Source organism: Burkholderia arboris (genome assembly GCF_902499125.1).
Classification (GTDB): Bacteria; Pseudomonadota; Gammaproteobacteria; order Burkholderiales; family Burkholderiaceae; genus Burkholderia; species Burkholderia arboris.
Map to the genome: position 1 here is coordinate 25127 of NZ_CABVPX010000003.1, position 15444 is coordinate 40570.

General features: G+C 68.8%; 19 protein-coding genes. 12 read left to right on the plus strand and 7 right to left on the minus strand.

The genetic code is table 11. The features are described 5' to 3' along the window. Positions 1-128: 128 nt before the first annotated feature. From BLA15945_RS04515 to BLA15945_RS04530, 4 genes are all read left to right on the plus strand, one after another. On the plus strand, positions 129-494 hold the full coding sequence (locus BLA15945_RS04515) for an ArsR/SmtB family transcription factor (RefSeq protein WP_174991783.1): 366 nt from the start codon (positions 129-131) through the stop codon (positions 492-494). After that, positions 466-951: an SRPBCC family protein gene (locus BLA15945_RS04520; protein WP_174991608.1), complete on the plus strand. Its 486-nt coding sequence runs from the start codon at positions 466-468 to the stop codon at positions 949-951. Before BLA15945_RS04515 ends, BLA15945_RS04520 begins: the two co-directional genes overlap by 29 nt. Before the next feature lie 119 nt (positions 952-1070). Continuing rightward, positions 1071-1547 carry an SRPBCC family protein gene (locus tag BLA15945_RS04525; RefSeq protein WP_174991609.1) on the plus strand — a complete coding sequence of 159 codons (477 nt, stop codon included), beginning with the start codon at positions 1071-1073 and terminating at the stop codon, positions 1545-1547. Between the two features lie 109 nt (positions 1548-1656). Further along, entirely contained in the window at positions 1657-2295 is a 639-nt protein-coding gene (locus BLA15945_RS04530) for a 2-hydroxychromene-2-carboxylate isomerase (RefSeq protein WP_059238641.1), read from the plus strand. Positions 2296-2307: 12 nt separating this feature from the next. Here BLA15945_RS04530 and BLA15945_RS04535 read toward each other — a convergent pair whose 3' ends face one another. Then, positions 2308-3306 (minus strand): LysR family transcriptional regulator, encoded by a 999-nt coding sequence (locus BLA15945_RS04535; RefSeq protein WP_059238639.1) that lies wholly within the window; start codon positions 3304-3306, stop codon positions 2308-2310. A gap of 101 nt (positions 3307-3407) precedes the next feature. Here BLA15945_RS04535 and BLA15945_RS04540 point away from each other — a divergent pair, with 101 nt between their 5' ends. Both BLA15945_RS04540 and BLA15945_RS04545 read left to right on the plus strand, forming a co-directional pair. Then, the gene (locus tag BLA15945_RS04540; RefSeq protein WP_059240881.1) at positions 3408-4640 is read left to right on the plus strand and encodes an MFS transporter; all 1233 of its coding nucleotides are present in this window, start codon (positions 3408-3410) and stop codon (positions 4638-4640) included. A 425-nt stretch (positions 4641-5065) separates the two neighbouring features. Beyond that, a complete protein-coding gene (locus BLA15945_RS04545; protein ID WP_059240880.1) occupies positions 5066-5758 on the plus strand; it encodes a phosphatase PAP2 family protein in 693 nt (230 codons plus the stop codon). A gap of 103 nt (positions 5759-5861) precedes the next feature. Here the strand turns inward: BLA15945_RS04545 and BLA15945_RS04550 are convergent, their stop codons facing one another. Then, the gene (locus BLA15945_RS04550; protein WP_174991610.1) at positions 5862-6521 is read right to left on the minus strand and encodes a glutathione S-transferase family protein; all 660 of its coding nucleotides are present in this window, start codon (positions 6519-6521) and stop codon (positions 5862-5864) included. 121 nt (positions 6522-6642) lie between these two features. Continuing rightward, positions 6643-7713, minus strand: a complete 1071-nt coding sequence (locus tag BLA15945_RS04555; protein ID WP_059238635.1) for a rhodanese-like domain-containing protein — start codon at positions 7711-7713, stop codon at positions 6643-6645. A 53-nt stretch (positions 7714-7766) separates the two neighbouring features. On the opposite strand from BLA15945_RS04555, the gene BLA15945_RS04560 reads away from it, so the two are divergent. The 3 genes from BLA15945_RS04560 to BLA15945_RS04570 all read left to right on the plus strand — a co-directional run bounded on the left by BLA15945_RS04560 (position 7767) and on the right by BLA15945_RS04570 (position 9328). Continuing rightward, positions 7767-7928 carry a hypothetical protein gene (locus tag BLA15945_RS04560; RefSeq protein ID WP_174991611.1) on the plus strand — a complete coding sequence of 54 codons (162 nt, stop codon included), beginning with the start codon at positions 7767-7769 and terminating at the stop codon, positions 7926-7928. 134 nt (positions 7929-8062) lie between these two features. Next, positions 8063-8968, plus strand: coding sequence for an HTH-type transcriptional regulator ArgP (locus BLA15945_RS04565; RefSeq protein ID WP_059238633.1), 906 nt, complete (start codon positions 8063-8065; stop codon positions 8966-8968). Positions 8969-9115: 147 nt separating this feature from the next. Then, complete coding sequence (locus BLA15945_RS04570; protein WP_011353793.1) at positions 9116-9328, plus strand: DUF1059 domain-containing protein; 213 nt, start codon at positions 9116-9118, stop codon at positions 9326-9328. A 114-nt stretch (positions 9329-9442) separates the two neighbouring features. Here BLA15945_RS04570 and ltaE read toward each other — a convergent pair whose 3' ends face one another. From ltaE to BLA15945_RS04585, 3 genes are all read right to left on the minus strand, one after another. After that, complete coding sequence (gene ltaE / locus BLA15945_RS04575) at positions 9443-10456, minus strand: low-specificity L-threonine aldolase (protein WP_174991612.1); 1014 nt, start codon at positions 10454-10456, stop codon at positions 9443-9445. Between the two features lie 115 nt (positions 10457-10571). Beyond that, positions 10572-11123, minus strand: a complete 552-nt coding sequence (locus tag BLA15945_RS04580) for a YMGG-like glycine zipper-containing protein (RefSeq protein ID WP_174991613.1) — start codon at positions 11121-11123, stop codon at positions 10572-10574. Positions 11124-11136: 13 nt separating this feature from the next. Beyond that, a complete protein-coding gene (locus tag BLA15945_RS04585) occupies positions 11137-11463 on the minus strand; it encodes a hypothetical protein (protein ID WP_059238627.1) in 327 nt (108 codons plus the stop codon). Positions 11464-11965: 502 nt separating this feature from the next. Between BLA15945_RS04585 and BLA15945_RS04590 the strand changes: the two genes are divergently transcribed. The 3 genes from BLA15945_RS04590 to BLA15945_RS04600 are packed head-to-tail and all read left to right on the plus strand — an operon-like array spanning position 11966 to position 14564. Next, positions 11966-13378, plus strand: coding sequence for a cytochrome ubiquinol oxidase subunit I (locus BLA15945_RS04590; protein WP_059238625.1), 1413 nt, complete (start codon positions 11966-11968; stop codon positions 13376-13378). 27 nt (positions 13379-13405) lie between these two features. Next, positions 13406-14413: a cytochrome d ubiquinol oxidase subunit II gene (gene cydB, locus BLA15945_RS04595; RefSeq protein WP_034187693.1), complete on the plus strand. Its 1008-nt coding sequence runs from the start codon at positions 13406-13408 to the stop codon at positions 14411-14413. Further along, complete coding sequence (locus BLA15945_RS04600) at positions 14385-14564, plus strand: hypothetical protein (protein WP_174991614.1); 180 nt, start codon at positions 14385-14387, stop codon at positions 14562-14564. Before cydB ends, BLA15945_RS04600 begins: the two co-directional genes overlap by 29 nt. 156 nt (positions 14565-14720) lie before the next feature. On the opposite strand, the gene BLA15945_RS04605 is transcribed toward BLA15945_RS04600, so the two are convergent. After that, a complete protein-coding gene (locus BLA15945_RS04605; protein WP_233464121.1) occupies positions 14721-15332 on the minus strand; it encodes a hypothetical protein in 612 nt (203 codons plus the stop codon). Between the last annotated feature and the right edge of the window lie 112 nt (positions 15333-15444).

Sequence of the window (15444 nt, forward strand, 5' to 3'; positions counted from 1 at the left end):
CATCGAAGCTCGCGACGGCGGCAGGCGTCCGGCAACGTCGCACCCGGTCGGCGCGCGTTACCGCCCCATCATCGTACGCGACGAAAATTTTCGCTGCATCGCCCGTCACGTCGTCTACACTTAGCCATATGGCTAACTTTCAACCCGGCATCAGCGACGTCTTCCACGCCCTTGCCGATCCGACACGCTGCGCGATCGTCAGCGCGCTCGGCCAGGGCGAGCGGACCGTCTCCGCGCTGGCCGCGCCGTTCGACATGGCGCTGCCGTCGTTCATGAAGCATGTCGCCGTGCTCGAGCGCAGCGGCCTCGTCGAGACCCGGAAAACCGGCCGCTCGCGCACCTGCGCGCTGGTCGGCAGCCGGCTGACCGAGGCCGAGGCATGGCTCGCCGCGCAGCGCGCGCTGTGGGAAGCACGATCCGATCGTCTCGTCGAATTCGTCGAACGCCATCATCAGGAGGAGCAAGATGTCAGCCAGCCACGTCGAACCCGTTGAAGCCCACGATCTCGTCATCACGCGCACGCTGCGCGCGCCGCGCCACGCGCTGTGGCGCGCATGGACCGACCCCGAGTTGCTGAAGGAATGGTGGTGCCCGCAGCCGTGGACCACCGAGGTGCGCTCATTCGACCTGCGGCCGGGCGGCGCTTTCCACACGTTCATGCGCGGCCCCGACGGCGGCACGAGCGACAACCCCGGCTGCTTCCTCGAAATCGTGCCGGAATCGCGCATCGCCTTCACGTCGATGCTCACCGGCGGCTGGCGGCCGCAGGCGCCATGGATGGGTTTCACGGCAGTCATCACGATGGCCGACGACGATGCAGGCAGCCGCTACGAAGCGCGCGTGATGCATCCGGATGCCGCGACGCGCGAGCGCCACGAAGCGCTCGGCTTTTTCGAGGGCTGGAACACCTGCATCACGCAGCTCGACGCATTCGCCGCAACGCTACGCTGAACGCAGACGAATGCGCGGTCGTTGCGTGGCGCCGCGCCCACGCCTAGGATTCCTGAAGGAAGCATGACGACACGCCGGGCTCCGGCGTGCACCGTCGCGCGCGCTCCGCGGGAGGCCACATGTTGCATACGCACACGCATTCGACCCGGGTCAGCCGGCACCTGAACGCCCCGCGCGGGCGCGTCTACCGCGCGCTGCTCGACCCGCACGCAGTCGAGCAATGGAAGGTGCCCGACGGCATGACGTGCCGCGTGCATGCGTACGATGCACGCGAAGGCGGCGCGCTGCGCGTGTCGCTGAGCTACGACGCGCCGTTGGCCGGCACCGGCAAGTCCGGCGCACGCACCGACACCTATCACGGCCGCTTCGTCACGCTCGTGCCGGACAAGCAGATCGTCGAGATCGACGTGTTCGAAACCGACGATCCGATGCTGCGCGGCGCAATGACGATCACGATCACGCTGTCCGACGAAGCGGGCGGCACGCGCGTGGACGCCGTGCACGACGGCGTACCGCCCGGCGTGCCGGCCGCCGACAACGAGACCGGCTGGCAGATGGCGCTGGCGCGGCTCGCGGCGCTGGTGGAAGCCGCATAGCGCACCGGTCGCGCCGGCGGCGAAAAAGCGATGCGGCAGCGCAAAACGCCGCCGCGTGCGACACTGGTCCGCCCCGATCCATCCGGACCCGCACGAGGAGACGCTCGCGATGAACGCCGCACGTACCGCCACCTGGTATTTCGATTTCGTTTCGCCGTTCGCTTATCTGCAACAGGAACAGTTCGACCGCCTGCCGCCCGCCGCGGCGTTCGAGCCGCGGCCGATCGTGCTCGGCGCGCTGCTCGCGCACTGGGGCCAGAAAGCGCCGGCGGAAATCGCGGCCAAACGCGTCTTCACCTATCGTCACGCGCAATATCGCGCGGACAAGCTCGGCATCGCATTCCGGATGCCGCCCGCGCACCCGTTCAACCCGATCAAGCCGCTGCGCCTCGCGATCGCGATGGGCAGTTCACGCGACGCGATCCGGCGGATCTTCCGGCATATCTGGCGCGACGGCCAGGACGTGTCGACGCCGGAAGGCTTCGCCGCGCTGTGCGAAGCCGTCGGTTTCCCGGAGGGCGTGACGGCCGTTGAAGCACAACCGGTCAAGGACGCGCTGCGCGCGAACACCGATCAGGCGATCGCCGACGGCGTATTCGGCGTGCCGACCTTCGCACTCGACGGCGACCTGTTCTGGGGCGAAGACGCGACCGACATGTTCGTCGACTGCGCGACGTCGCGTGCGTGGCTCGACTCGCCCGAGGTGCGCCGCATCAGCGCGCTGCCGGAAGGGATCCGGCGCGGCTGACGGCACGTGCCATCACGCGCCGGCTGGATCGCCCTCGCGCCCTTCGACGAGCGGCGGCACGGCCTCGCGCATCATCGCGACGAACCGCACGAGCCGCGACGGATAGAACTGCGCATGCGGATAGGTCAGGTAAACCGGCAGCGGCGCGGCCTGCCACTCGGGCGCGAGGTGCACGAGCTCGCCGCGCGCGAGATGGCCGGCCAGCATCCATGACGAGCCGACGCACGCGCCGACGCCCAGCAGCGCCGCGCTACGCAGCGCATACAGGTTCGCGGTCGTGATGCGCGGCCGGATCGCGATGCGCCGCGTATCGCCGGTGGCGGCGTGCGTCAGCGCGAGCTCGTTGCGGTAGTAGGTGCGCAGCGCGAGCCAAGGCAGCTCGGCCAGCGCGTCGGGGTCGGCCGGCACGTCGGCGCCGTTCAGCACCGACGGCGCGGCGACCACGAAGCGCGGCACCTTCGTCAGCCGGATCGCGACCACGCCCGGATCGGTCGGCTCGCCGACCTGGATCGCGCAATCAATGCCGCTGCCGACGAAATCGCGCACCTCGTCCTGCAGCAGCCATTCGATCGACACGCGCGGATAGTCGCGCAGGAACTGCGCGAGCGGCGCGACGAAACGCTCCTGCCCGAATGCGTGCGGTACCGCGACGCGCAGCAGCCCGTCGGGCTCCTCCTGCGCGCCGCGCAAGTCGGCCTCGAATGCCGCCCAGTTCGCCAGCAGCTCCTTCGCGCGCTTGAAACAGCGCTCGCCGTCGACAGTCAGCCGCATCGTGTGCGTCGTCCGTTGCAGCAGCCGCATGCCGAGCGAACGTTCGAGCGCCTGCAGCCGCCGGCTGATGGTCGGCTGCGTCGTATGCAGTTGCGCGGCGGCAGCCGACAGGCTGCCGGCCTCGACTATGCGTACGAAGGTTTCCATCAGCTCGAAACGATAGCCGGCGCCGTCCACCGGCACGGCCTGAACGCGCTGAGGCCCGCCAGCAGCGGGAGAAGAGGAAGATTTCTCGGTCATTCGCGCAGCGTATAACAAATCTGCGCAAGGCGGCACTACCGTGGCCTGCCACGTGCCGCCACACTCGCGTCCATCGCGTTATCCAACCGAGGATGCACACCATGTCCACCCCGACCCGTCTCGACACCGCGCCCCGTATGGCGCATGCCCCGGCCCATCCGGCCGCCCATTCGATGCCCGATCGCCGGCTCGTGCTGCTGCTCGCGGCCGCCGCCGGCCTCGGCGTCGCCCCGCTCTACTACGCGCAGCCGATGCTCGGCGCGCTCGGGCCCGATCTCGGCGCGTCGGCGCGCGCGATCGGCTTCGTGCCGACGCTCACGCAGCTCGGCTATGCACTCGGCATCCTGCTGCTGGCGCCGCTCGGCGACCGCTTCGACCGGCGCCGCGTAATCGTGACCAAGGCTGCCGCGCTGGTCGTCGCGCTGCTGCTCGCGTCGATCGCGCCGTCGCTCGGGTTGTTGCTCGCGGCGAGCTTCGCGATCGGCCTCGCCGCGACGATGGCGCAGGACGTCGTGCCGGCCGCCGCGACGCTCGCGCACGACACGCATCGCGGCCGCATCGTCGGCACGGTGATGACGGGGTTGCTGCTCGGCATCCTGCTGTCGCGCGTCGTGGCCGGCTTCATCGCGGAAACGGCCGGCTGGCGCGCGATGTTCGCGCTCGCGGCCGTCAGCGTCGCCGTGATCGGCGCGGTGGCCGCGCGCGGGTTGCCGCGCTTCGAGCCGACCACGCGCCTGCCTTATCGCGCACTGATCGCGTCGCTCGGCGCGCTGTGGCGCGATCATCCGGCCCTGCGTCGCGCCGCGCTCGCGCAGGGGCTGCTCGCTATCGGCTTCAGCGCGTTCTGGTCGACGCTCGCGGTGATGCTGCACGGCGCGCCGTTTCATCTCGGCAGCGCGGCCGCGGGCGCATTCGGCCTCGCGGGCGCCGCTGGCGCGCTGGCCGCACCGATCGCCGGGCGCCTGGCCGACCATCACGGCCCCGAGCGCGTCACGCGCATCGGCATCGGCATCGCGACGCTGTCGTTCGCGTCGATGGCCGCCGCGCCGCTGATGTCGCCGCATGCGCAGCTCGTGCTGCTCGCGGTCGCGACGATCGGCTTCGATCTCGGCGTGCAGGCGACGCTGATCGCGCACCAGGCAATCGTCTACCGGATCGATCCCGCCTCGCGCAGCCGCCTCAACGCGGTGCTGTTCGTCGGCATGTTCATCGGGATGGCGGCCGGCGCCGCGATCGGCAGTTTGTTGCTCGCGCAACTGGGCTGGAATGCGGTGACCGCGCTGGCCGTTGCGACGTCGCTGGCCGCGCTCGCCGTACGGGTCTGGCGCAACTGACATCCGGCGTCGCGCAGACGAGGCGGGCAGACCCACCGGGCTTGCCCGCCTTTTCTTTTATTTTCGATCGGCGCAGGCATGACGCCGCGCGGCCCGGCAGATTCGCCCGCGTATTGCCCGGCAATCGTTCATCCGGCGCAAGGTCCGCACCGGCCGGCCAAATTGCCCAGTTCAACCCAATATTTTTACAACGGCGATGCGTGCTCGCGCGCAAACGTCGGACGATTCGACCCTGCCGCACCGCGCGGCGCTCTCCCATCCGGCCCCACCACACAGCCCCGTTTTATCAGGGGATTCCCGGTATTTTTTCGCATTTTCTTCGAAAAAACGGGTGACATACTTGCCCCCCGTTGCGCTCCGGGCGAGCGCGCTTCCAGATCCTGCCGGCCGCATGTCATGTGCTGCGTCCGCCGGGGTCGCAGAACATGAACAATTTCGACACCACGATCCAGATCTTCCTCACCCACGTGACGTTCGGCCCACTGATGAATCACGCGATCCGCGTGATTGCCGGCCTGTACACGTTCAAGGGCTTCGTGCTCATTCCCGTGCTGTGCTGGCTGTGGTTCCAGCCGGGCCCTGAGCGCGAGCGGCAACGCGAGCTGGTCGTCGCGACGATTGCGAGCGGACTCATTGCACTCGCATTCGGCCGCCTGCTCGCGCAGGTGCTGCCGTTCCGCGTGCGGCCGATCTACAACCCCGACCTGCACCTGCACTTCCCGTCGGCCGGACTGCGCGCCGCCACGTTGCAGGCATGGAGTTCGTTCCCGAGCGATCACGCCATGCTGTGGATGGCAATCGCGACCGGCATCTTCATCATCGCGCGCCGCGTCGGCATCGTCGCGCTGCTGTATTCGGTCGTCTTCATCTGCCTGCCGCGCGCGTATCTCGGCTTTCACTACCCGACCGACCTGATCGCGGGCGCCGCGATCGGCATCGCGATCGCGTGGCTGCTGACGCGCGACACGATCCGGTCACGCTTCGCGCCGCAGGTGCTGGCGACGATCCGGCGCTTCCCCGCGCCCGCCTATACGCTCGCGTTCCTGCTGTGCTTCGAGCTGATCACGCAGTTCGACGAACTGCTGACGCTCGCGCAGTCGGTCACGCATACGATGTGACGGACCGGAGCCGCGATGCTGCCGCTGCTGCTCTCATTCCGTCGCCCTGGCGCGCGCTGCCGGCCGTGCGCGGCGGCGGCACGCCGCGCGACGGCCGCGCAGGTCAGTCGCGATCGGGCGCGCCGAGCGGGAAGAACGAGCGAAACGGCCGCGCCTCGTCCACCGCGCGCGCAAACGACGGCCGCGCGAGCAGACGCTTGCGATACGCGATCACGTTCGCAAACTTCGGATCGATCCGGTGCGTCCAGTCCGCGTAGAACAGGAACGGCGCGGCGCCGCAATCGGCGAGGCTGAAATGATCGCCGGCCGCCCATTCGCGATCGGCCATCTTGTTGTCCAGCCACGCGTACGACGTGTCGAGCATCGCGCGCGCATCGGCGACCCCGCGCGCATCGCGCTCGGATTCCCGGCGCAGCGCGTCGTGCACGACCTTCTGCTGCGGCGTCGACACGTAGTTGTCGAAGAAACGGTCCATCATCCGCACCTCGAGCGCGGCGTGCGGATCGTCGGGCAGCAGGCGCACGGGGCCCGGATGGTTCAGGCCGAGATACTCGATGATGATCGACGCCTCGATCACCGTGCGGCCTGCTTCGACCAGCACCGGAAAGCGCTTCAGCGGCCACAGCGCGGTCAGTTCCTGCATCGGCTTCGGATCGTCGTGTGCAAGCAGGCGATACTCGAACGGCGTGCCGTTCTCGTACAGCGCGGTCAACACCTTCTGGCAGTAGGACGAAAAGGGATGGGCATAGAGCGTCGGCATCATCGCGGGTTCTCTCAGGGTTTCGGCGCCGCGTCTTGCGGCGCCACATGAACGGATACCTTGACGACGAACGGCGCCGGGCCGGTTCGACATCGCTCCGGATATTTTTTTGCGACTTCGGTCGCTACGACCGGCCGTCCCTCACGACACGCCCCTCGGCGCGCCAGCGCAGCATCCCGCCGCCGAGATTCGCGACCGCATCGAACCCGGCCTTCAGCAGGATCACGGTCGCCTGCGCGGAGCGCCCGCCGGCCCGGCACACGGTCACGACCGGCCGGTCGCGCGCGATCTCGCCGGCGCGCGCGGCCAGTTCGCCGAGCGGGATCGGCGTCGCGCCGGGCAGATGGCCGAGCGGGCCCGCGAATTCGTCCGGTTCGCGCACGTCGACGACCTGCACGGCCGGCAGGTGATCCTCAAGCCACTGCGGATCGATTTCCCAGAACCCCGCGAACGTATAGACGAGCGGCGCCCAGTCGGGCGCCGCCTGCACATCGGGCGCGTTTGCGGCAACGCCGCATTGCAGGTTCGCCGGCACCGCGACGTCGATCTGACGCGGATGCGCGAGCCCGAGGTTGCGCATGTAGCCCGCGAAATCGTCTTCGCTGAGATCGCCGCCGAGGCGTGGATTGAAGCGCCGCTCCTCGCCGACGCTCGTCACCGTGAGCCCGCGATAGTCGTGCGCCGGATACAAAAGGCACGCGGCCGGCAGCGTGAAGAGCCGGCCGTGCACCGCGCGATACAGTGCGCGCGGATCGCCCTGCTGAAAGTCGGTGCGGCCGGTGCCGCGGATCAGCAGGCAATCGCCGGTGAACGCCATCGATTCGTCGTCGAGCACGAGGCTGATGCAGCCGCTCGTGTGGCCGGGCGTCGTGCGCACGGTCAGGTAGCGCGCGCCGAACGCGCAGCGGTCGCCGTCGTTCAGGTAGCGGTCGGCGCCCTGCGCGCCGCTCGCGGCCGAGATCGCGATCGCGCTGCCCGTGCGCTGCTTCAGGAGCCATGCGCCGGTCACGTGATCGGCATGCACATGCGTGTCGACGGTCGCGACGAGCCGTAGCCCAAGCTCGTCGAGCAGCGCCGCGTCGCGGCGCACCTGCTCGAACACCGGGTCGATCAGCAGCGCTTCGCGCGACGCGCTGTCAGCGAGCAAATACGTATAAGTCGACGATTGCGGGTCGAAAAGTTGCCGGAAGATCATCGCTCAGTCGCTCCGTCGCTGGTTCTTCGGTGAGGTGGGGTCGGGCCTGCGTGATGTACATCGTCGCCGGCTTCGGCTTCGGCTTCGGCTTCGGCTTCGGCTTCGGCTTCGGCTTCGGCTTCGGCTTCGGCTTCGGCTTCGGCTTCGGCATGATGACATCGCCGCCGCGCGAACGGCATCGCGCCCGCCGCGTTTCGCACATCCCTACAGCGTAGATCAAAATGCACGCGCCGCCGGCATCCCATGCGCGGCAACCCATTCCGATGACGATTCGCCACGCCCGGATGGTTGCGCACACTGCCTTACACTACGGCCTGTTTTCACCCCCGTTCACAGGAATTCCACCGACATGTCGATGACGATCGATCCGAAGCAGGCCGCCGCGCTGCTGGCCGTCGCCGACACCGGCAGCTTCGAGCAGGCGGCCGTGCGCCTGCACGTGACCGCCTCCGCCGTCACGCAGCGGGTCCGCGCGCTGGAAGCCAGCCTCGGCACGCCGCTCGTGCTGCGCACGCGTCCGTGCCGCCCGACGGTGGCCGGCCAGCGCGTGCTGCAGCACCTGCGCCGCGTCGCGCTGTTGCAAGCCGACCTGCAGAGCACGCTCGCGACCGAGCGCGAATCGCCGATCTCCGTGACGATCGCGCTGAACGCCGACAGCCTCGGCACGTGGTTCCTGCCCGCGCTGACGTCCGTGCTCGCGGGCGAGCGCATCCTGTTCGAACTGATCGTCGAGGATCAGGACCACACGTTCGCCCTGCTCGAAAGCGGGATGGCGGTCGGCTGCGTGACGACCGAGCCGAAGCCGATGCGCGGCTGCATCGCCACGCCGCTCGGCACGATGCGCTACCGGCTGCTCGCGGCCGCCGCGTTTGCGGTGCGCTGGTTTCCGCGCGGGCTGAACCGCACGAGCGCGCGCAAGGCGCCCGTCGTCGCGTATTCGCGGCGCGACACGCTGCAGTCGTCGTTCCTGAAGGAGAAGTTCGGGTTGCCTGACGGCGCGTACCCGTGCCATTACGTGCCGGGCACCCATTCGCACTTTGCGGCGGTGCGGCACGGGCTCGGCTATGCGATGGTGCCGGAGCCGCTGATCGGCACGACGCCGCTCGATGCGCAGGGGCTCGTCGACCTCGCGCCCGCGCATCCGACCGACGTCACGCTGTACTGGCACGCGTGGACCGTGCAGTCGCCGACGATGGCGTCGCTGTCCGAACGCGTCGTCGAAGCGGCGCGCCGCTTGCTCGCGCCGCTGCCGTGACGCGCGGGTGGTCGACACCTCCGACGCGGTGCGCGTCGCGGCGAGCATCCCTGCCGCGCCGCCTATGCTTTTTTCATCGGCCTCGCGAATGCGCCGCGCGGCCGATCAAGCCAATCCGGCCGTTCCCTTTCCCGCAAGGAGAACATCATGTCCCGCCGCTATATCGATTGCCGCGAGTTTCCCAGCGCGATGAACTGCTCGGTCGCGATTTCTGCCGACTCCGACAACGAACTGCTGGAGGCCGCCGTGCAACATGCGGTGCTGGTGCACCAGCACACCGACAGCGCCGAACTGCGCACGCAACTGCAAGCGCTGTTCCGCGACGGCACGCCGCCCGCCGACGCGCCGCGGCAAGCGTAACCCGCCGACTCGCCCGATATCGACAGACGGGTTGCCACGCCGCCCCCGTCGCCTCTTCGCTCCCTGCTTCGCGCCACGTCTCGCCGGCGCCCCCGCCGGCCGGCGCATGCCACCTTACGCGCGGTGCTGCGCGAAATACGCGCCAACCGCATCGAGGAACGTGTCGATGTCCGCACGCGATACGTCGCAGTGCGTGACGAAGCGCGACGCGTACAGCATCTGCGTGAGGATCCCGCGCGCCTTGAGCCACGCCTCGAGCGGCGCGCAATCGGCTTCGGGGAATTGCGCGAACACCATGTTCGTCGCATGCGACAGCACCTTCACACCATCGATGCGCGCGAGGCCTTCCGCGAGATGCACGGCATTCGCGTGATCGTCCGCGAGCCGCTCGACGTTGTGGTCGAGCGCATACAGGCACGCCGCCGCGAGGATGCCCGACTGCCGCATCCCGCCGCCGAGCACCTTGCGCCAGCGCTGCGCGCGCTCGATCAGCGCACGGCTGCCGACCAGCACCGAACCGACCGGTGCGCCGAGCCCTTTCGAGAAGCAGATCGACACGGTGTCGAACGGCGCGCACAGCTCGGCGATCGGCCGCCCCGACGCGACGGCCGCGTTGCACACGCGTGCGCCGTCGAGGTGCGTGGACAGCCCGCGGCTGCGCGCGAACGCGACGGCTTCCTGCACATAGCCGTCCGGCAAGACCTGGCCGCCGATCGTGTTTTCGAGCGCGAGCAGGCGCGTGCGGGCAAAGTGATTGTCGAGCGGCTTGATCGCCGCGGCGATCTTCGCGAGCGGCAGCGTGCCGTCCGGCGCATTCTCGATCGGCTGCGGCTGGATGCTGCCGAGCACGGCCGCGCCGCCGCCTTCGTACTTGTAGGTGTGCGCGAGCTGGCCGACGATGTATTCGTCGCCGCGCTCGCAATGCGACATCAGCGCGGCCAGGTTGCTCTGCGTGCCGCTCGGGAAGAACAGGCCGGCTTCCTTGCCGGCCCGCTCGGCCGTTACCGCCTGCAGGCGCAGCACGGTCGGGTCGTCGCCCCAGACATCGTCGCCGGTCTCGGCGGCAGTCATGGCGGCCAGCATTGCCTGGCTCGGACGTGTCACGGTATCGCTGCGTAAATCGATCATCGCTATGCCCTGAGTAAACGCGGACCGGCATCCCTGCGCCCGGCCCTGCCGAAACGAGACTCAGAGTGTACGCAATTCACGCAGCGTGTGCCGGCCGGCGAGCCGCAATCACGCGTCAATATCGCGGCGGCGGCGGCTGGACGCCGGCGGGCGGCATCGGCGGCGCCGCGCGCGGTGCGCCGCCGTATCCGCCACCGCCATACCCGCCCCCCCTGCCGCCGCTCATCCCGCCCGGCACCGGCACGCGATTGCCCGTCGCATACATGCACTGCAGGTACGCGTAGTCGTAACGGCGCTGAACATCGTAGGCCGAGCCCTGCGCGGCACCCGCACCGACGACGCTGCCCGCGAGCAGCCCCGCGCCCGCGCCGACGGCGGCGCCGGTGCCGCCGTTGAACGCGGCGCCGGCCGCCGCGCCCAGCGCGGTACCGACGGCCGCGCTGCCGACCGCGCTCGCGGTCGACGCCTGTCCGGCGCTCACGCCGCCGGATTGCTCGAACGCGTACTGACGGCAACTGCCGTCGTCGGCGCGGAACTGGTCGAACGACTTGCCGGTGCCGGGCAGCGCCATCACGCTCGGCCCGGCCGGCATGTACGCGCATGCGCCCAGCAGGCCAGCCAGCGCCAGCGCAGCCGGCACGCGCAAGAATCGATAGGCGGATGTCATCGTCGCGGCTCCGTTATTGCGGCCGCGCCGGCACCGATCGCCAGCCCGACTTGCAGGTCTTCACATACGGGTAGTAGTGCTTCGACGCGTCGCAGTAGTACCAGAGGCTCGCGTCGCCGTCGTCCTGCGGCTGCCCCTTCTCGACATACTCGGGCGGCGGCGGCGGATCGACCGGTACCGCGACGACGGGCGGCGGGTAGTAGTACGGCACAGGGACGACGGGGGTGTAATACGGGTAGCCGGGGCCGATATAGACCCCGACCCGGGCAGCATGGGCCACGCCGCCCGTCGCGAGCGCCACCGCGGCAACCGCGCCCAGCGCGAGCTTCAATCCATTCACGTCACGTTCTCCGGCAGGCCGGTTCGTCGATGCGAACCCGACACCCGGAACGCTACGCCGCGCGCGATCCGGCATCCATTACCGGCGGCCACGCCAATGTTGCGCGACGTTACCCGTGTGACACCGCTCCCCGCGACGGCCCGCCGGTACGCCGGCGTCCGTTACGCGTTAATGCGCCGAAACGGATCGGCTGCACCTGGCGCCGCGCGCGGACTGCCCGCCGCGCGATTTCCGCATGGCCGGAACCGTTCCGATGACGCGACGCGCCATATTGACGCACGTGCGTCAGAGCGCCACGCCGCACCCGCGGGCGCCGCGAACGGCCTTCTTGATACGAATCAACGATTTATCCCGCAATCACGCGCGACAGGCTGGACATCTGCGACGAGTTGGCGCATTTCGCGGTGCAACATCGCGGCACATACTCCAGCCAACCCCGACGCCTGTCTGCCGGGGTCCGCCGGCACCCGCCGGCGGGTATCGTCAGCTTCGGTCATCTGGTATGGACACCGCACTTTCGGCCCTCGATCTGGCCCGCCTGCAATTCGCGTTCACCGTCTCCTTTCACATCGTCTTTCCGGCGTTGAGCATCGGCCTCGCCAGCTTCATCGCCGTGCTCGAATACCGCTGGCTCAGGACCGGCAAGCAGTACTACAAAACCCTCTGTCTGTTCTGGTCGAAGATCTTCGCGGTCGCGTTCGGGATGGGCGTCGTCTCCGGCGTCGTGATGAGCTACCAGTTCGGCACGAACTGGTCGGGCTTCTCGAGCTTCGCCGGCGCCGTCACCGGGCCGCTGCTGATGTACGAGGTCATGACCGCGTTCTTCCTCGAGGCCGGCTTCCTCGGCATCATGCTGTTCGGCTGGAACCGCGTCAGCCCGCGCGCGCACTTCGGCGCGACGCTGATGGTCGCGATCGGCACGCTGATCTCGACCTTCTGGATCCTCGCGTCGAACAGCTGGATGCAGACGCCGCAGGGCTTCGAGATCGTCGACGGCCGCGTCGTGCCGACCGACTGGTTCGCGATCATCTTCAACCCGTCGTTCCCGTACCGCCTGTTCCACATGGCGATCGCCGCGTTCATCGTCGCCGCGCTCGTGGTGGCCGCGACGGGCGCGTGGCACCTGCTGAAGGGCCGCCGCGACAAGAGCGTGAAGAAGATGTTCTCGATGGCGCTGTGGCTGCTGCTCGTGCTCGCGCCGCTGCAGGCCGTGATCGGCGACCAGCACGGCATCAACACGCTGAAGCACCAGCCCGCGAAGATCGCCGCGATCGAGGGGCTGTGGGAAACCGAAAAGGGCGGCACGCCGCTCAACCTGTTCGGCATCCCGGACATGAAGGCGGAAACGACGCGCTACGCAGTGAAAGTGCCGCACCTCGGCAGCCTGATCCTCACGCACAGCTGGGACGGCGAGATCCGCGGGCTGAAGGAATTCCCGCCGGAAGACCGGCCGAATTCGACGGTCGTGTTCTGGAGCTTCCGGATCATGGTCGGCCTCGGCTTCGCGATGATCGGCCTTGCCGCGCTCGCGTGGTTCCTGCGCCGCCGCGGCCGCCTGTATGAATCGAAGGGGTTCCAGCGCTTCGCGCTCGTGATGGGCCCGACCGGCTTCGTGTCGCTGCTCGCGGGCTGGGTGACGACCGAAGCGGGCCGCCAGCCGTGGGTCGTCTACGGCGTGATGCGTACCGCGCAGGCCGTGTCGCCGCTGTCGGTGCAGCAGGTCAGCCTGTCGATGATGACGTTCGTGATCGTGTACTTCCTCGTGTTCGGCACCGGCGTGTACTACATGCTGAAGCTGATGAAGGCCGGCCCCGCGCTGCCCGACGCGAAGCACGACGACACGCCCGACACGCGCCCCGATCACACCGCGCGCCGCCCGATGTCGGCCGTCGACGAGCCGCTCGAAACCGTCTGAGCCCCCCTTTCGCAAACGAGAAAACCTATGGACGTCACCGTAATCTGGGCCGCGATCATCGCATTGGGGCTCTTCATGTACGTCGTGCTCGACGGCTTCGACCTCGGCATCGGCATCGTCTTCCCGTTCTTCCCGGACGAGAAGGAACGCGACCTGATGATGAACACGGTCGCACCCGTGTGGGACGGCAACGAGACATGGCTCGTGCTCGGCGGCGCCGGGCTGTTCGCCGTGTTCCCGATCGTCTATTCGACCGTGCTGTCCGCGCTGTACCTGCCGCTGATCTTCATGCTGGTGTGCCTGATCTTCCGCGGCGTGTCGTTCGAGATTCGCGCGAAGGCGCGACGCACGAAACAGCTGTGGGATCTCGCGTTCATCGGCGGCTCGGCCGGCGCGACGCTGTTCCAGGGCATCGCGCTCGGCGCGTTCCTGCAGGGCATCAACGTGAAGGACGGCGTGTTCGCGGGCGACGCATTCGACTGGCTCACGCCGTTCAGCCTGCTGACGGGCCTCGGCCTGATCGTGACCTATGCGCTGCTCGGCTGCTGCTGGCTCGTCGCGAAGACCGAAGGCGACCTGCAGCGCCGCCTGCATCGCGTCGTGTGGCCGCTGACCGTCGTGCTGCTCGGCTTCATCGCGGTCGTCAGCCTGTGGACGCCGCTGCAGGATCCGGCCATCGCGCAGCGCTGGTTCGATTCGGGGCTGTTCTGGCGCCTGCTGCCGGTGCCGTTCCTGGTCGCCGGGTGCGCGGTGTGGATGCGCCGTGCGGTACGCGACCGGCACGACATGACGCCGTTCGTGCTCGCGCTGGCGCTGGTGCTGCTCGGCTATGTCGGCCTGCTCGTCACGCTGTTCCCGTATGCGATTCCTCAGACGATGACGATCTGGGAAGCGGCGGCCCCGCGTTCGAGCCAGACCTTCACGCTGGTCGGCGCAGCGGTTATCCTCCCGATCATCATCGCCTACACGACGATGGGTTACTGGGTATTCCGAGGCAAGGTGCGCCATGAAGACCAGCATTACTACCACCACTAATTCCGCCGATCGTCCACCCGAGGCGCCACGGCCGCGAATGCGCGGCTGGATGTGGTTCGTCGTCTTGTGGGCGGGCGGCGTGATCGGCGCCGTCACGCTCGGCTATGCGTTCAAGATCTTCATGAATCTGACGCTGTTTGCCGTGAAGTAAGCGAAGCGGTCGCCCCGGTCGAACGACGATCCGGGCGGCCGTTTTCTCGCAGGCGCCTTCGTGCTGCGCGCCGCGCGCCCCGGCTCGCGCATCCGCCCGCCGTCGGGCGGCAGCCCCCCCCCTCCATTCCTCCCCGCCTCGGCACGTGCGTGCCGCTCACCGCTCGCACGACGTCGTGCACATCGCCTTGTCCATTGCACTGAAGAAGGTCTGGTAGCAATCGGGCTCGACGACGGTCTTCATCCGCGAATCGCCGTTGCTGTCCCATACCGTGCGGTCGAAGCGCGCCCGCACGATCGCGTCGCGCGCCGATGTGACGCGGACCGAGACGACGGCGGCCACGCGCTCGTGATCCGGTTTCGCGGGCAAGCCGCCGATCTTCGCCTTCAGCGCGCCGCGCAGCAGTTGCCGCCACTTCGGAATCAGCGTGTTGCTGCGGCCGCCTTCGATCAGCCCCATGTCGCGGTCGACCGTCACCGGCGCATAGCCCTGCGCACGCAGCACGGCCGCCACCGCGTCGAGCGTGCGCGCCTGCGTCGCGCCCGCATAGCGGCGATCGGTCATCATGCGCAGCGTCTGTTGCTCGTGGTCCGTCAGGTCGACTTCAGTCTGGCTGGAGCTGTAGCGCACCAGCGATCCGCCGTTGCCGATCTGGCGTTCGTTCTGCGGCTTCGCCGCGCACCCGGCCAGCATCGCGAGCAGCCCGGCGCAGGCGAGCGCCAGCGCACCGCGGCCGCGCACCGGCGGCACCGCTGCCACGCGGCGCATCGCGCGCGGCGCCGTGCGCCGGTCGCGAAAACGGCGGCGAATTCCGGTTGATCGGCAATCGGGTGGCGCTATGATCGTCATCGCGGTTTTCTCCTGTCGGCGCCATCATAGG

Coding starts and splice junctions, on each gene's coding strand:
- BLA15945_RS04535 (WP_059238639.1), bottom strand. CDS start 3,306: ATGACCGAGAAATCTTCCTCTTCTCCCGCTGCTGGCGGGCCTCAGCGC.
- BLA15945_RS04580 (WP_174991613.1), bottom strand. CDS start 11,123: ATGACATCCGCCTATCGATTCTTGCGCGTGCCGGCTGCGCTGGCGCTG.
- BLA15945_RS04555 (WP_059238635.1), bottom strand. CDS start 7,713: ATGATCTTCCGGCAACTTTTCGACCCGCAATCGTCGACTTATACGTAT.
- BLA15945_RS04600 (WP_174991614.1), top strand. CDS start 14,385: ATGAAGACCAGCATTACTACCACCACTAATTCCGCCGATCGTCCACCC.
- BLA15945_RS04560 (WP_174991611.1), top strand. CDS start 7,767: ATGTACATCGTCGCCGGCTTCGGCTTCGGCTTCGGCTTCGGCTTCGGC.
- BLA15945_RS04525 (WP_174991609.1), top strand. CDS start 1,071: ATGTTGCATACGCACACGCATTCGACCCGGGTCAGCCGGCACCTGAAC.
- BLA15945_RS04540 (WP_059240881.1), top strand. CDS start 3,408: ATGTCCACCCCGACCCGTCTCGACACCGCGCCCCGTATGGCGCATGCC.
- BLA15945_RS04520 (WP_174991608.1), top strand. CDS start 466: ATGTCAGCCAGCCACGTCGAACCCGTTGAAGCCCACGATCTCGTCATC.
- BLA15945_RS04565 (WP_059238633.1), top strand. CDS start 8,063: ATGTCGATGACGATCGATCCGAAGCAGGCCGCCGCGCTGCTGGCCGTC.
- cydB (WP_034187693.1), top strand. CDS start 13,406: ATGGACGTCACCGTAATCTGGGCCGCGATCATCGCATTGGGGCTCTTC.
- BLA15945_RS04550 (WP_174991610.1), bottom strand. CDS start 6,521: ATGATGCCGACGCTCTATGCCCATCCCTTTTCGTCCTACTGCCAGAAG.
- BLA15945_RS04605 (WP_233464121.1), bottom strand. CDS start 15,332: ATGCGCCGCGTGGCAGCGGTGCCGCCGGTGCGCGGCCGCGGTGCGCTG.
- BLA15945_RS04530 (WP_059238641.1), top strand. CDS start 1,657: ATGAACGCCGCACGTACCGCCACCTGGTATTTCGATTTCGTTTCGCCG.
- BLA15945_RS04545 (WP_059240880.1), top strand. CDS start 5,066: ATGAACAATTTCGACACCACGATCCAGATCTTCCTCACCCACGTGACG.
- BLA15945_RS04515 (WP_174991783.1), top strand. CDS start 129: ATGGCTAACTTTCAACCCGGCATCAGCGACGTCTTCCACGCCCTTGCC.
- ltaE (WP_174991612.1), bottom strand. CDS start 10,456: ATGATCGATTTACGCAGCGATACCGTGACACGTCCGAGCCAGGCAATG.
- BLA15945_RS04570 (WP_011353793.1), top strand. CDS start 9,116: ATGTCCCGCCGCTATATCGATTGCCGCGAGTTTCCCAGCGCGATGAAC.
- BLA15945_RS04590 (WP_059238625.1), top strand. CDS start 11,966: ATGGACACCGCACTTTCGGCCCTCGATCTGGCCCGCCTGCAATTCGCG.